Here is a 13,251-nt window from a genome sequence, read left to right as displayed (position 1 = left end):
CCCTCACGACCCCAATCCCGAAAATCCCATAAATGTCAAAGACAAGATCCCTGCGATCAGCAAAGTGATCACAGTACCTTTGACGACCTTTGGCACATCCGCAAAATCAAGTTGCTCGCGGAGTCCGGCCATCAATATCAGCGCAAGCGTAAAACCCGCACCTGCACCCAAAGCAAAAGCAAGGCTTTCGAAGAAGCTATAACCTTTGGCAGTCTGGAAGAGGGCTACAGCCAAGATGGCGCAGTTGGTGGTGATCAGCGGGAGGAAAATCCCCAAGGACCGGAACAGCGCAGGACTCACTTTTTTGATCACCATTTCGACCAATTGGACGGTGGCGGCGATGACGACGATGTAGCTGATGAGTTGGAGAAATGGCGCATTGATGGCTACAAGCAGTGAATGGATGCCATAAGCACAGATGGAACTGATGATCATCACAAAGGTCACGGCAGCACCCATTTTGGTGGCAGTCTCCATTTTTCCCGAAACTCCCAAGAACGGGCAGATGCCGAGAAAATAGGCAAGCACGAAATTGTTGATCAAACTCGCATTGATGAAAATGTACCAAAGGGATTCAGATTTCATGCTTTTGCTTTTTTAAGTTTATAATTATTGAAGAGGAAAAGCCAGAATGCCAAGGTGAAAAATCCTCCGGCGGGAAGGATCATGATGATCCATTCCTGAAAGGATTCCGGAAAAACCGTGATCCCGAAGATGCTGGCATTTCCCAATATTTCCCTGACAGCGCCGAGGCAAAACAGGGCAAATACAAATCCCAATCCCATTCCCAAGGCATCCAAAGCGGATTTCCCCACGGTGTTCTTGGAAGCAAAAGCTTCAGCCCGGCTTAAGATGAGACAGTTGACGACGATCAGGGAGATGAATGCCCCGAGGTTCTTATGCAGGTCCACGCTGATGGCTTGGATGGCATAGTCCACCATGGTCACGAATGTGGCAATGATCAGGATGTACGACGCGATACGGACTTGTTTTGGAATGAAATTCCGGAGCGAGGACACCAATACATTGGACATGATGAGTACAAATGCCGTCGCCAAACCCATGGCAAGTGCATTGATCGCGGAATTGGATACCGCTAGGGTAGGGCACATGCCCAAAACCTGTACGAACACCGGATTTTCCCGCCACAGCCCTTTGATGAATTCATCGGTAGAGCTTGGCACTGCTTTCAAGTCGGTGGTTTTTGTTGTCTCCGGGCTCATTGGGATGCTGGGTTTGGTGCTGATTTGAATACTTCTTGCTGCTTGTAGGCCAATGGAACCATCTTTGCAGTGCTTTCTGCAATGATATTCCCGACTGCCCGGGATGAAATGGTGGCTCCGGTAATCCCGTCCACTTCCCAGGGATTGGCTTTCATTCCGGATTTTACCGTGACCACGGGATTTTGGATTTCATTCAGATCGGCTGTCAGTGCGACTGTCAGTGCATTGAAATTGGCAAGGAAGGTTTCATTCTTTTCGATTTTATCTCCCAATCCTGGTGTTTCTTTACTTTCCAAAACATAGAATCCAACCACTGTTTGGGTTTCAGGGTCATAGCCATACAGAATTCTCAGGATATCGGCATAGCCTTGTCCACTCGCCTCGATGGCTATTCCCTTGAATACATCCTTATCATCATATCCCGCAAAGACCAGGGTTTTGTCTTTTCCTTTTCCGTCGGAGGGGACGAAAGTCCCGTCAGCATTCAGTTCGAAAATCCTTGTTTTGCTGATTCCAGGAATAACTTTGAAGACAGCTTTTTCAAGTGCTTCGGCTTTGAGAACCTCGATTCTTTCTTTGGTACCCTCATAGCTCAACACAATCAGCAAAGCACAGATGACACCAATGCCTACCATGGCGATCAGCATTTTTTTGCTGCCCTCGGTGGGGTTTGGTCGTGTCGATATTGTTTTTTCAGCGCTCATGATTTGCTTTTTTTGGTACCATAGACCCTCGGTCTGATGAGGTTGTCAATGTGCGGGGTCAGTGCATTTCCCAAAAGGATCGCATACATCACCCCCTCGGGAAGACCTCCCCAGATCCGAATGACGACGACTATCAAACCTATGAAAGCCCCGTAAACCACCACACCCCAAGGCGTGATCGGCGAACCCACCATATCTGTGGCCATAAAGACCGCACCCAACATCAATCCTCCTGAAAAGAGCATGAAAAAGGGTGATGGATACATTTGACTGTCAATAAGATATAAGATGCCACTTAAGACAAATACTGAGGTAAGTATGGAGACGGGAATTCTCCAGTTCATCATTTTTCTTGCTGCCAAATAGATCCCTCCGAGAAGGATCAGGACGGCGGAAGTTTCTCCTGTTGACCCGCTGACCAAACCAAAAGCAAGGTCGGCGGTATCTGCAGTGACTTTATCAAACTTGAATGCCGACAGGGGAGTGGCTCCCGAAATGGCATCTACCACCGGGGTGGAAAATGGAAATGCGGATACTGATGAAGAAATGCCTGAAAACCTTCCTTCCAAAAAGGAAGGATACCAGGTGGTAATGGCTACAGGAAATGCGGCTTGGAGAAAAGCCCTTCCGACCAAAGCCGGATTGAAGGCATTGTATCCCAATCCTCCGAAGACAAATTTGCCGATGGCGATAGAGACCACACCACCGAGAAATGTCATCCAAAGCGGGAAGATTGGAGGCAAAGTCAGTCCAAGCAAGATCCCTGTGATGACTGCCGACCAATCCGAAACCGTGCTCTCTTTGCCTGACCATTTACACAAAGCATGTTCTGTCAATACACTCGATCCCACAGCCGTGATGATGACCAAAAGGGCATTTAACCCAAAAGAGACCACTGCAAAAACCACCAAAGGCATCATGGCATAGACTACATTCCGCATGATCATATCGGTGCTCATGCCTTGCTTGATATGCGGGGAAGTGCTGATATGTAGGGTTTTGCTAAACATTCGGTTTGGCTGTTTTGGCAGCATTTCGTTTTCTGATGATTCCTTTGGACAGCCTGAAATATTGTACCAAAGGAATATTGGAAGGACAGACAAAAGAGCAGGAACCGCATTCGAAGCAGTCCATCAGATGGAATTCCTCCGCCATGGTATCATAGGCTTCTGATTTGGCTAAAATGCCCAACTTGGAAGGATTCAAAGAAATGGGACAGGCATCGACACAGGCGCCGCACCTGATGCAGGGATAGATTTTTTCTGCTTTCCGGATATTGTCTTCTCCGAAAACCACGATTCCCGATGTTCCTTTGACTATCGAAATGTCAAGATTGGAAACAGCGACTCCCATCATGGGACCTCCCATGTAGACTTCGCTGATATTTTCCGGTGCACCTACGTGTTCGAGTACATAGCGCAATGGCGTACCCACGGGAATCAGGTAATTTCCTTTTCTCTTCACGCCTGGACCTGTGATCGTGACTACCCGCTCTTGGATTCCCTGCCCATGAGGCAGCAGCCGGCCGATTTCCGCGGTGGTGGCGACATTGACCACGACAGCATTGACATCAATAGGTAAGCCTCCGGATGGAACTTCTTTGCCGAGCAAAGCGGTGATCAGCATCTTTTCGGCTCCTTGGGGATATTTGACAGGGACGACCTGAACCTTCACCGGAAGGTCTGCAGGAATGAGTTTGGACAAATGGTCCGCTGCATCCTGCTTGTTTCCCTCGATACCGATGATGACTTCTTTTGCCCCTGTAGATTTGATCAGATATCGGATGCCCATGAAAATATCTCCGGCCTGTTCGAGCATGACCCTATGGTCAGTGGTCAGGTAAGGTTCGCATTCGATGCCGTTGATGATCAGGTGATCGCAGAACTTTCCCTCAGGGATTTTGAGTTTGACATGCGTAGGAAACGCCGCACCTCCCAATCCCACAATCCCTGCATCTTGGATGCCTTTGAGGATTTGCTCCTCACTTGCATTTTCGAGAGATACCGGAATTCCTTCGATGGCTTCCTGACCTGAAAAAGGAAATGTTTCTATGTAGATTCCTTCTGACATCTGTCCTGAGATCACAGGGACTTTGCTGATTTTCCGGATTTTGCCGGAGACCGGAGAATGGACAGGTACGGACATATAACCGTTTGCCTCCGCAAGGATTTGTCCTCTCATCACCTCCTGACCTTCTTTGACGACAATGCGTGCCGGAGCTCCGATATGCTGCTGCATGGGAAGGATGATCAGGGGAGAGAAAGGAAACTGACGGATCGGCAGCTTATTGGTCTCGTCCTTGTTTTCCGGGGGATGAACCCCGTGGTGAAAGGTATGTGGCTTGAAGTTCAGCACGGTATCAGTTGAATTTTTCTCCTCTTTTGATCCATTTTTCCGCATCGGCGAAATTCTTGTCAGCGGGAAGACCTGGATGGATGACACCTGCTGTACATTTCTCTGCGGCTTTGACCAGGTCCATATAACTTCCGCCATCAGGATTTTTGATGAAGGCTTTCTTATCTGTGTTGTAAGCGAATATGTTTGAATTCAGCTTGATACATTCATCACAGGAAGTACAAAGTTCGGTTTCGAGCCAAGGGGCCATAGCGTCTGTGGCGACAGCTTCTTTGGGAGCGCCGTTTCCGTTGGGCTTGGGAACGTCCTGTACCAAATCCATGATTCCTGCGCCGTCATCTCCGGCCATTTTCATCAAACCTCTCGCAATCCTGCTGACTACTTCTGTTCGTATTTTGCTTTCCACGTCTTCTTTGGGAAGTTCTTTGCTGCTCGAAACTCCGGCTATAGCCTTAAGCATGATCCAGAAATCCCGACGCTCTTCGCAGGATTCTACCATTGTTTTGGCTACCAAAACCCTGCTTAGAAGTTGTTTTTGGTCCACTGCCCAAATGAATGGGAATTTGCCTTCACGGGCTTCTTGGTCCATCTCAAGGAATTCGGACAGCACGACCATGTTTTCATTCCAAGTGTCTCTCGGAGCTTTGCGGAAGTGCTTCCTGAACCTCGCCTCTGTGATCGCAAAATCAGCAAAAGTCATGGCTACAGTCATGGTTTTTGGACGGCCGCCTTCGATATATTTCAACTCATAGGTTGGCCATAGCTGGTCAATGGCAGGATTTCCATCCAAGTCAAATGCTTCCTGAGGTGTTTTTCCTTTGTCGGGATTGTACCTGAAAATCGGATATGCCCTGGATTCCATCGCCAACTTGGCCTGATGTGCACCGAGGTCATCGGCCACGCCATGTTCAGGTTGACAGGTGGTGTAGAGGTTGAAAAGCGCAGGCCGCTTGGCCAACAGACCTTCTATAAATCCTTCGATCATGTGGCTGGTATTGGCCAAAGTTCCCTGCATGACATAAGTGTTTCTATGCGCCATGGCGATCAGTCCGATTTCCTTTCTCGGTTCGGGCTTGCCTTTCCAGACTTTGCCAAACTGGGCCATATCAGAAACCTGCCCGATGAATCCCGAAGTACAGGCCTGACCACCGGTATTGGAATATACCTGCGTGTCGACGACGATTACTTTGATCGGTTTGCCGGAAGCCATCATCCTGGAGAGGTTTTGGAAGCCGATGTCATACATTGCACCGTCACCGCCCAACGCCACCACAGGTGGACATAATTTCCATTCTTCATCTGTGAATTGTTCCCAATTGAAATAGGTGAAGAAATCTTTTTGTTCTCGGGAATTGTAATTTCCTTTTAGCTCCATTTCTGCTTTTCGGATCAGTTTGAATCCATCGGACATTTTTGCCATGTGGCCTTCAAAGATCCCCATAGCCATGGAAGTACTGTCTTGGAACAAATGGTTTGCCCAAGGGAATGGGTAAGGGTTGTATGGATAGGTACTTCCCCACACTGATGTACAGCCTGTCGAATTGGTCATACCCATGCTGGACCGGCCTTTTCCGGTAGTTCCTGCCGTATATTTCCAAAGCAGGTTTTTGAGTCCTGAAAGGATATTGGTGGTTTCTGTCAACCAGGTTGGGTCAATGGGTTCTGCTCCTTTTTCTGATTCCATCCTGCTGGCAATGCCCGACATGGTCAGGTCTCCGCCGAGGGTTTCTGAAACGATTTTGGACATCAGGTCAGTATCCATGAGGTTCATGGATTTCATCAGCTTGGATTGGATATGCTTTTCCAATTTCTCGATCAGGCCTTCGAGGTAGGCTACATGTTTCTCAACACGTGGAAGCATCAGAGATTCCACTGTAGCCATAAAGAGATGGACGACAGATTTTTCAGAACAACCCAAACAGGCCCCGTCTCCACTTGCAAAACTCTGGTAAGCGTTTTTGTCAAGAAGGATAGTTTCGAGTGGGCCGATTCTTTCTTCCAAGTCATCGATTCGGTTGAACTTCTTAGGAGTATTGGGCAGATCAGACCATACACTCCACTCTTCTCTCAGTCTTGCTACAGATTCTTCGGTCTGCTTGACCACTTTGAGTGCATCGTCATTACATACTTTCACGCATTCCATACAGCCTTTGCAGGTGTTGGGATTGATGGTGATGCTGAAAAGCCCTCCGCTGTTTGGCTGTTTCTTTTCTAGCAAGTCATAATAAGGACGGGTGAGGGCAAACTGGAAATCCCCCAATTCCTCCCTGAACCAACCCAATTCTGTTCGTAAGAGAGAATCCTTATTTTCCGCTTCCAAAACCTGGTCAATCGCTTCATTGATGAGCATGTTGACGGTGACGCCTTTATGGTCTTCATTGAAGAGTGCCCTGATCTTTGGTTCGAGCTGCTTGACGGTTTTTGGGAGGAATTCCAGTTTGTCATGGGTTCTTTTTACCCTTTTCAAAATGGTATCTAGTACATCTGAAAGTTCACTGACCAATCCTGGAATGGCTGTATCCGGACAGATGGTGTAGCAATTGCCACAGGCAGTACAGTTGTCGGCAACCCACTCAGGATGCTCAAACCGGATGCCTGTCATGTCTCTGAATACGGATGTTGCGGCCGGGATGACACTGAGTCCTATAAATGGATCTGTGAGGTTGTCATTTCCTCTGCCGCTTTGGTAGAAGCTTCCTGTCTGTTCCCAAAACCTGTGGATGTCGCTCAGGTTAGATTGGCTTTTGGGAATATCTTTGAGCATGGTCGGGATGACAGGAATCAATTGACCGTTGGATTTTTCGGTCTGTGCTCCAAGAACTTTGTTTTTGATCTCATGGACTTCGTCAAATCCCCTTTTGACCACACGCATGTTGTCATCGACTACACGTTGTCCTTTTCCTCCGAATTTGTGCTGAAGCTGTTCTTCTATGGCTTTGAGCAAAGCGACATCCGAAAGTCCGGACTTTTTCATCAAAGGAGAGGAAGCGAAAAATGCCCCTTGGAAAGCAATTCCCTGCATCCTGAGTTGCAGTTCAGGGTCTGTTGCCTCTTCGCGGGCTATTTTAAAACCATCCACATAGAATACATGGATATCATTGTCAATGATGATTTTCTGATAGTGTTTTGGGATATCTGCCCACACCTCATCAGCGGTTTTTCTTTCACTTTGGATGATGAATGCGCCACCGTTTTTCAATCCGGCCAAGGCATTGGTATGCTTGAACACATTGGGATCGGGAGAGAGCACCACATCGACAAAGAAGTATTCACAGTTGATGGTAATGGGTTCAGGTGCAGCCGCCAAATAATAAGTGGTAGGCTGTCCTTTTTTCTCAGAGCCATATTTCGGATTTGCTTTGATGTCATAGCCAAGCAGATCAAAAAGTGTCATGGCCAGGTTTTTTCCTGTTGTGATTGCTCCCCAACCGCCGATGGAGTGGAACCTCACCGTGATGGCATCTTTTGGCATCAGGTTGGGATTTTCAGAACCATGGACCGCAAGGTCTTTCACAAGGGGATAGGCTTCCTGGATATTTTCCTGATGTTCTCTTTGCTTCGGGGTAAAGGCATTTTCCCTGATAAAGTCGATGGAGAGGTAAAATCTCTTTTTGTGTTTGCCATCCGGCAACATATTCTCCACAGCGCCGATGATGCCTTCAGGCTGAAGGTCACGACTTCCCATTCCAAAAGAACCTGTGTATAAAGCAGGCATTTCGCCGGCAGTGTAGGAGGGAAGTTCAGGATAAGGAAGGTCTTTTTTATGGTTACCGTTTTCGATGCATTTGGTGATGACGGAGCGGACTTCCCGCATGATGGGAGAGTCCTCGGAAAGCGGTTGGTCCAATCGTTCCAAGATCGTCACTCCTTTTTTTCCTTTCAGGACTTTTCCCAAAAGATCGGCAGGGAATGGCCTGAACATCACGAGATCTACCACACCAACTCTCAGACCTCTTGTCCTTCTGAGGTAATCCACTACAGCTTCGGCACTTGACACCACACTTCCCTGTCCAAGGATCAGGTATTCGGCATCCTCTGCCCTATAAGTCATCACCCTTTCGTACTTTCTGCCGGTGAGGGCATAATAGTCTTCAAATGCCTGATCGGTGATATCCTTGATATGGTCAAAAAAGAAAGGCCTTTGGGCAGCTACACTTTGCATGTAGGAATCCTGGTTTTGGACGATACCTGCCATCATGGGATTGTCCACATCCCAAACCTCAGGGATCCTGCGTCTTGTGTCACCATAAATCATCCTTTGTGCCGGGGTGGGAGTGGGGATGATGTCATCCGGCCGGCCGAGGTATTCTTTAATCAGTTCCCTTTCAGGAAGCATCAGAGACTCGATCAGGTGGGTGGTCAAGAATCCATCCTGTGCAATGACTCCCGGATTGAGAGCAAGCTCTGCAATCTTGTGCGATATGATATTGAGGTCAGCGACGTGTTGCGCTTTTTTGGCAAACAGCTGGAAGAACCCTGTGTCGTCGATGGCATGGTAATCATCATGGCCTGCGTGGACGTTGAGGGTGGATTTGGTCATGGCACGGGCACCGATATTGAGTACATAAGTAAGCCTCTTGCCGACTGCGGCATAAAGGGACTCATGCATGTAGGCGATCCCTTGTCCTGAAGAAAAATTAGCCGAACGCAAACCAGTCATGGAAAGCCCTGCGGTCACCGCCGCTGCGGCGTGTTCCCCTTCCGGCTCTATAAAAATCAAAGGCCTATCCGATATGTTCAGATGGCCTTTTGCGGCTTCTTCAGCCCAATATTCCCCCATTTGTGTGGAGGGTGTGATCGGGTAGGCTCCTGCAGCATCGGAAGATTCCCGTTCACACATGATGGCGACGGTGTTGCCGTCCATAGCAACCCTGGTTCCGGGATATTTGAAATTGTTTTTTTTGTTTTCCATGACGGTTTCGCGTAGTGGTATGGATAAAATGTATGGCCTATGACTCTTGGAAAGAGTTTTTGGAGTTCCTTCCGGTTCAGGCTTGACCCTTGACAGAAAAAACCAAAGGCTGGATTTGGATTATTTTTGGCCGACGTGATCTCTTGTTTTTTCGGCTAGGAAGATGAAAGTTTTGGCGGTATGCATATTCATCATCAATTTCTCAGGATCTTCGGCACTGATGACCGGATCGTAGTTGAGTTGGTTGAATTTGCTGTCGAGTGCCCTGCATTGATTCAATAAATCCTTGATATGGTTGGATTGCTGGATGTGCACTCCGTTTTGCAAGAGGTACCCTGTCATGTATTTTTCGATGGCTTTGTAAGCGTGCTTGCAGACATTGTAGTGGACTACGTCTTCCTCGGGCCGGCAAAGTTCTTCTTTGGCCATATCAAGCATATCATCAGCTTCTTCTAGGATGGTGTGTGATTTCAGGTTATTCATGACAGGGATGTTTTTGGTTGGAATTGGATCTTTGTATTGTGTTAAAAGTATCCACTTAACCTAGATAAAAACCTGATTAAAATCACCTTATCTCATGATTTGTATCAAAAGGGGATTTTTGACAGTTGGTATAAAAAGGGAATTGAATAAGAAATTTGTAAGGATGTAGGAGGTGGAATATGAGGAAATCTCCTTTTGGAAAAAATTCTTTAAAACTCAAAATTTTAAGCAAACCCAAAGGACAAAATTTAGGAATGGATTTGACCAAACAATTTCGCCAATTGGGATTGTTTTATACATAAGATCCAGGACAGAAATGGCCATTTTTTACGAAAAAGACCAAAGGTTTGGAATTCTCAAAAATACCGTTGTAATGGCTATTTCTATTTCTTTCGCTTAGGATCTCTACAAATGGTTTTGATCTATGAATAAAGTACTATCATATTTTCTCGAATTCCTTTGACTTCTTTTGATGATAATTATACCATACAATTATCAACGGAGTATACAAAAAATAAGTCACGCCCCCTACCACTGAAGCCCAAATAAATGAGTACTGATTCACTGTAACAGTCAGTAAAATAGAAACCAAAGGCACGGAAAACATGATCAATAATCTGATTTTTTGGGATTTGGTATAAAACCTCTCAAACTCGTTGAGTTGCAATTCGGACTTAACCTCATAAGCTCTAAAGTAGAATAGGAATATCACAAAGTAAAGTGCAAAGGCAATAAAGCCGTAATAGATCATTAAATAAGGTACTTGGTCTCCTTCAATGTTTACGTCTATTGCGGTATTGAAGAAAAAATTGGTCAGAAACAATGTCAAAAATCTCAAAGGGTAGACATAGAAAATGACCAAAGCTATAAATAGGGTATTGAGGATGGTAAGCCTTGTGTCATTAAGGGTAAAAATTTCAGAAAAGTCCAAATGCTCATTCCAAATCATCAGGATAAAAGAAATGCTGATCAAAAAGGCAGGCAGTGTTTTGGTAAAAGTCAATAAATCAGAAAATGAATTGGGATTCGAAAGATTGAATATGAGCAAGGTTATGGCAATACCAAAAACTGCATCGGTCAGATTTTCAAGCCTTGAACCATTTACTCCCCTGTAATTTATTCTTGGATCGTGGTGCCTGTTTTTAAACAATTCATTTCTCATACAATCCTGTAATTTAATTCCTTATGACCAACATACTCAAAAATCTTTAAACTTGCCCTATTCTGAGTCAAAGGTAGGTTTAGATCAAAAAAGAATTATCAACTTATTCTTTCCCATTCAAGGTTCTTACAGAGTTAAGTGTGATAATTTAAACAAAATATAAAGTCCATATCACCAAAATTTTCACCTTGGGGCTAATAAGGTTTTAAAAATGGTTTCTATCAAAGTGGAAATGGAAACCACAAAAACTAGTTCGGACTAAAATTGGGATTCCATATTTAGAAAAAAAAGAAATAGTTTAAGCCTTAGAGGCTATTTGTCTTTCGAAATTAATTAATATCAAAGTCCCGTTGCTGACATCCTGTATCAGTTTACCATCAATTTGGCGGGTAAGCAAATCAACCAACTGAGTACCAAAACCAGTGCCCAATGCCTTTGCATCAGGGGTTTTTCCGATTCCATTGTCGCTTATTTTAAGCTGGAAATTGTCATCACTCAAATTTTTCAAGCTCAATTCAATATGTCCTTTTTCACCTTTGGGAAAAGCGTATTTTAAGGAATTGGTGAGAAGTTCATTGACAATCAAGCCCAAAGGCACTGCCGTATCTACATCCAATTCAAGTTCAGTCATTTCAATATTTACCTTTATCCTGTCTGTTTCATTGTATGAATCCAGAATATTTACGCACAGGTTCTGGAAATAATTTTTCATTTCAATGAATGCCAAATGCTCGCTTTGATACAGTTTTTGATGCAAGATCCCCATGGATTTTACCCTGTTTTGGCTTGATAACATGACTTCTTGCATATTGGGGTCATCTATTTTGGCGGACTGAAGAGCGAGCAATCCCGAGACTACTTCCAGGTTGTTTTTGACCCGGTGGTGGATTTCCTTAAGCAATAAAACATTTTCGTTGTTTTTTGTGGAAAGCGCGTTTTGGGTTTGTGTCAGGTCGTTGATCATGACCTTAAGTTGCTCGGTCCGTTCTTCCACAGCTTGCTCCATGGCAATAAAAAGTCTCCCATATTGATTGGTGATGTAGATATAAATACCCAATGGATAACTGATATACAGCAGGATAAGGTCCAAGTAATACAAGGTCGTGCTCAGTGAAATGATTTCAGCATTGGCCATCCTATTGACCAACAGGAATACGGAGGTACCGACTGCCCCGAATGTCACGTAAAGTGCTCCTTTGTTTTTTTCCCGGATAGCAGTCCGCATGATCACCACCATCAGAACTATGACTGCAAGGATAATTGTAGCATCAAAAAGAATAAAGTTGAATACGTTGACAAAATAATTTGCTGTCCTTAAAAGGGCCAACGAAACCAAATGCTTGGTCCAATAGAATTGTTTTATTCTAAACAGCAAGCTGAGAGAATATGGCAAAAAGCTGTAGCCCAAACCGAAAGCGGTTGAATTTAAGATCCCGCTGAAAATTGGATTGGTGAAGCCATCCAGGTCAACAAACAAAAGGATGTGTGCACAGATGGCAGCGCAAAGAAAGAAAAAGGTGATGAGTGTAATCACCAAGTAAGGCTCTTCTTTCCTGAATTTGATGTACAGCAAGACGTGCAATAGCAAAAGGATAGAAAGGACGACCACAATCACCGAGAGGGTAGCAAAACTGTTGGCATACCGAAAGTCTGAAAAGTTGGCGCGGACTTCATTCGAAAAGCCGATGTTGAATCCCAGATCTTCAGAGTAAAACCTGAAAACCTGATGGTTTTTTTTGGCCTGATGGTTTGAAAACCTGACAGCAAGGGTATGCACATCCTGTGGAGAGATTTTCAAAGGCCTGTCCCCGGCATAGTTGGGAGAATAGGTCTTTTCATTTTTGCTGTCCTGTGAAAAATTTCCATACGTGGTTACAAGCTCCCCGTCCAGGTAAATTTCTGCTGCTCCCCAAGAATAGAAATATAGTCTTTCTATTTGCTTAACTGTTTTTGGGTCGGCAGTGAAACTGATCCTCCACCATCCATATCCAGACCAAAGGCTGTCTGGCATTTGGTAGGCTTTCAGTTCGATCGGGTTTAAATTATACCAATTGCTGTCATCAAAATCCGGCCTTGCCCATTCAAGATTGTCTCCTGGTTGGTACTTCCAATTTTCTTTGAATTTTAATTCGAGCAAACCTTCCCTAAACAAACCATCCTCAAGGTGAGGTTTTTGGGCATAGCAATCTAACGTACCGAAATTGAAGATTATAAAGACGGATACAATAAAGTATAGATATTTGAATATTGAAATTTTCAAATGAATTGGGTGACGATCCATCATGATTCAAACATATAGTTATTTTTTGAAATATGGCGAGAAAAGTATAGCTTTTAGTATTGAATAATTAAAATAGGGATGGAATTGGATTGAAAAATTGGAGAATCTTTCTAAAGTGAGTTCAGGAATAT

At 45.0% G+C, this 13,251-nt stretch carries 9 protein-coding genes; all 9 read right to left on the bottom strand.

The annotated features are described in order from the left end of the window. Positions 1-3: 3 nt before the first annotated feature. A complete protein-coding gene (locus tag ACZFYI_RS07160; protein WP_462523440.1) occupies positions 4-585 on the bottom strand; it encodes an electron transport complex protein RnfA in 582 nt (193 codons plus the stop codon). After that, positions 582-1,223 carry an electron transport complex subunit RsxE gene (rsxE, locus tag ACZFYI_RS07155; protein WP_462523439.1) on the bottom strand — a complete coding sequence of 214 codons (642 nt, stop codon included), beginning with the start codon at positions 1,221-1,223 and terminating at the stop codon, positions 582-584. Before rsxE ends, ACZFYI_RS07160 begins: the two co-directional genes overlap by 4 nt. Beyond that, positions 1,220-1,927 carry an FMN-binding protein gene (locus ACZFYI_RS07150; protein ID WP_462523438.1) on the bottom strand — a complete coding sequence of 236 codons (708 nt, stop codon included), beginning with the start codon at positions 1,925-1,927 and terminating at the stop codon, positions 1,220-1,222. The genes rsxE and ACZFYI_RS07150 overlap by 4 nt, the downstream gene beginning before the upstream one ends. Further along, a complete protein-coding gene (locus ACZFYI_RS07145) occupies positions 1,924-2,937 on the bottom strand; it encodes an RnfABCDGE type electron transport complex subunit D (RefSeq protein WP_462523437.1) in 1,014 nt (337 codons plus the stop codon). Before ACZFYI_RS07145 ends, ACZFYI_RS07150 begins: the two co-directional genes overlap by 4 nt. Beyond that, positions 2,930-4,327: an electron transport complex subunit RsxC gene (gene rsxC, locus ACZFYI_RS07140; RefSeq protein ID WP_462523436.1), complete on the bottom strand. Its 1,398-nt coding sequence runs from the start codon at positions 4,325-4,327 to the stop codon at positions 2,930-2,932. Before rsxC ends, ACZFYI_RS07145 begins: the two co-directional genes overlap by 8 nt. Then, positions 4,287-9,194, bottom strand: a complete 4,908-nt coding sequence (locus tag ACZFYI_RS07135; RefSeq protein ID WP_462523435.1) for a 2-oxoacid:acceptor oxidoreductase family protein — start codon at positions 9,192-9,194, stop codon at positions 4,287-4,289. The genes rsxC and ACZFYI_RS07135 overlap by 41 nt, the downstream gene beginning before the upstream one ends. A gap of 120 nt (positions 9,195-9,314) precedes the next feature. Then, entirely contained in the window at positions 9,315-9,677 is a 363-nt protein-coding gene (locus tag ACZFYI_RS07130; RefSeq protein ID WP_462523434.1) for a HEPN domain-containing protein, read from the bottom strand. Between the two features lie 439 nt (positions 9,678-10,116). After that, positions 10,117-10,839: a TMEM175 family protein gene (locus ACZFYI_RS07125; RefSeq protein WP_462523433.1), complete on the bottom strand. Its 723-nt coding sequence runs from the start codon at positions 10,837-10,839 to the stop codon at positions 10,117-10,119. Positions 10,840-11,137: 298 nt separating this feature from the next. Beyond that, positions 11,138-13,099 carry a sensor histidine kinase gene (locus tag ACZFYI_RS07120; RefSeq protein ID WP_462523432.1) on the bottom strand — a complete coding sequence of 654 codons (1,962 nt, stop codon included), beginning with the start codon at positions 13,097-13,099 and terminating at the stop codon, positions 11,138-11,140. Between the last annotated feature and the right edge of the window lie 152 nt (positions 13,100-13,251).

The organism is Aquiflexum sp., from assembly GCF_977115555.1.
This window is presented reverse-complemented; position numbering and strand designations above follow the sequence as displayed.

Excerpts from the sequence above, each read along its gene's own strand:
- ACZFYI_RS07145 (WP_462523437.1), bottom strand. The coding sequence starts at position 2,937 with ATGTTTAGCAAAACCCTACATATCAGCACTTCCCCGCATATCAAGCAA.
- ACZFYI_RS07130 (WP_462523434.1), bottom strand. The coding sequence starts at position 9,677 with ATGAATAACCTGAAATCACACACCATCCTAGAAGAAGCTGATGATATG.
- rsxE (WP_462523439.1), bottom strand. The coding sequence starts at position 1,223 with ATGAGCCCGGAGACAACAAAAACCACCGACTTGAAAGCAGTGCCAAGC.
- ACZFYI_RS07150 (WP_462523438.1), bottom strand. The coding sequence starts at position 1,927 with ATGAGCGCTGAAAAAACAATATCGACACGACCAAACCCCACCGAGGGC.
- ACZFYI_RS07160 (WP_462523440.1), bottom strand. The coding sequence starts at position 585 with ATGAAATCTGAATCCCTTTGGTACATTTTCATCAATGCGAGTTTGATC.
- ACZFYI_RS07135 (WP_462523435.1), bottom strand. The coding sequence starts at position 9,194 with ATGGAAAACAAAAAAAACAATTTCAAATATCCCGGAACCAGGGTTGCT.
- ACZFYI_RS07125 (WP_462523433.1), bottom strand. The coding sequence starts at position 10,839 with ATGAGAAATGAATTGTTTAAAAACAGGCACCACGATCCAAGAATAAAT.
- rsxC (WP_462523436.1), bottom strand. The coding sequence starts at position 4,327 with ATGCGGAAAAATGGATCAAAAGAGGAGAAAAATTCAACTGATACCGTG.